This window comes from Shewanella sp., from assembly GCF_051658185.1.
GTDB lineage: Bacteria > Pseudomonadota > Gammaproteobacteria > Enterobacterales > Shewanellaceae > Shewanella.
This window is the reverse complement of the sequence record NZ_JBOFMC010000028.1, coordinates 1-1,932: the sequence shown is the minus strand read 5'-3', so window position 1 is coordinate 1,932 and position 1,932 is coordinate 1. Positions and strand designations below refer to the sequence as shown.

The 1,932-nt window shown below is 45.8% G+C and carries 2 protein-coding genes; both read left to right on the top strand.

All coding sequences use genetic code 11. From position 1 onward, the window contains the following. Positions 1 to 136: 136 nt before the first annotated feature. Positions 137 to 1,129, top strand: a complete 993-nt coding sequence (locus ACRCZA_RS01090; protein WP_438672643.1) for a transposase — start codon at positions 137 to 139, stop codon at positions 1,127 to 1,129. Positions 1,130 to 1,384: 255 nt separating this feature from the next. Beyond that, a complete protein-coding gene (locus ACRCZA_RS01085; RefSeq protein WP_438672642.1) occupies positions 1,385 to 1,651 on the top strand; it encodes a hypothetical protein in 267 nt (88 codons plus the stop codon). Positions 1,652 to 1,932 lie beyond the last annotated feature (281 nt).

The window sequence follows — 1,932 nt, the reverse complement described above, 5'->3', positions numbered from 1 at the left end:
GCAATCTAACCCGGCAGTCGAGAGGGACGGCTGCAAGCTGGAAGCAAAGCTGGACACCCATCTTTAACCCAACCTTCATGGCGCTGCCGTTAGCCTCCGACTATGCTTTGGTTAAGAATTAAACAAGGAGGTTTGTATGCCGCGCCCTCGCAGAACTCAGATAAGTCTTGAAGACACCCCTTATTACCATTGCTGTAGCCGCGTGGTGCGGCGAGCATTTTTATGTGGTGATGATGCCTATTCGGGTAAAAATTATGACCATCGCCGTGGTTGGGTTGAATCGCTACTGTTTGAGCTTGCAGCGGTTTTTGCTATTGATGTGGCAGCGTTTGCGGTGATGTCGAATCATCTGCATCTGGTGCTGCGGGTTGATATCGACAGTGCCAACCGTTGGACTGACCGCGAAGTGCTTGAGCAATGGCATAAGCTGTTTAACGGCGATGCATTAACGCAAAAATTCGTTAAAGGTGAGTTAGTTGAAGCGCATGAGGTCAGTAGATTAAAGCATTCAATCGCCCTTTATCGCAGTCGTTTGTGTGATATTTCATGGTTTATGCGCTGTTTGAATGAACCTATCGCAAGGCAAGCAAATCAAGAAGATAACTGTACAGGTCGGTTCTGGGAAGGTCGATTTAAATCGCAAGCCTTACTGGATGAAGCTGCGGTGTTAGCCTGTATGACTTATGTTGATTACTCTTTATTAAAAGAAAGTCCCATCAGAGCGCAACTCGCGGATACGCCAGAACAATCCGATCATACCAGTATTCAATTGCGTATTCGGGCCGCATTAAAAGGCGAGCAGCCGAGCAATCTCCTGCCTTTTATTGGTAACGAGCGCGACAACCCACCCAATGGCATTGCGTTTTCCTTAACGGATTACCTTGAATTGGTAGATGATACTGGTCGAATCATTCGTAATGATAAGCGCGGAAGTATCAGTGAAAATAGCGCCAAGCTACTGACCAGATTGAACATTCCCCATGATAATTGGCTTAAACTGACCGCAGATTTTGGCAAGCTATTTCATGGCCCAGTAGGAACTTTGCAAAAACTGACCGATTACTGCGAACACTTAGAAAAACGACGACGGCACTTTGCGTCAAGCTGCCAGTACTTGCACCGCAACTGACAACGACTATATCCCTTTGACGGCAATCATTGCCTAAGACCTCCCAAGCACTATGGGATGACTCACCTCGTCTGAAATACACCATTTTTGAATGAATTAGCTCAATCTATTGCCTCAGGTGTTATCCCTGCAACTTTTGATGACTCTCATTGAAGCCATTTAGCCAGAGTTAGGTTGTAGACAAACTGAAAGTGCATTATGTTGTTGATCTAAAATGGATGGCCAGATTTATTATTAGCCCTACAAGGAGCATTTGTGCAGATTACAGTCAAAGGGCCGAGGTTTTGGTGCCAGGAAGACGAAGATAAGTTTTTTGAGTGGATATACTCTCTGCCAAATTACCAATCGGTTACAGGGCGCGGCTTGGATTTAATAATTGAGCTAAATGAGCCAGTTTCGCAAAGTACGATAAACCAGTTATTCGTGTTATTTAAACGTTGGGAGCTAGATTTTAACGCTTTGGCTCCTTTAAACAATATCAACAAAAGCCATATTGCTTGGGTTAATGAGTTATTCAAGTAAAGTATGGCTAACAAGGCGCATCACTCGCAGCCTGCAGCTGCAGGGACGTCAAACGCTAACGCGTTTTTCCGCCCGTGTGCTTTGCGTTATCTCCATAGAAATTTTTATCCGAAACTGACGAGTTAGATCAAAGGGTTTATCACGCTTTTGTCCAAAAGCCTGCTGCGTAAGGTTTTTAAAAATCTACAGGCTACGACAATGCTAAACAGGCGAGCCAAGGTGATTGGCGAGGCGACCGTCCGCCCCACGGACGGGGCGGCCGAGCATCCATGGATGGACTC

Bases quoted from the DNA above. Each gene is read 5' to 3' on its own strand.
- ACRCZA_RS01090 (WP_438672643.1), top strand. From the start codon at position 137: ATGCCGCGCCCTCGCAGAACTCAGATAAGTCTTGAAGACACCCCTTAT.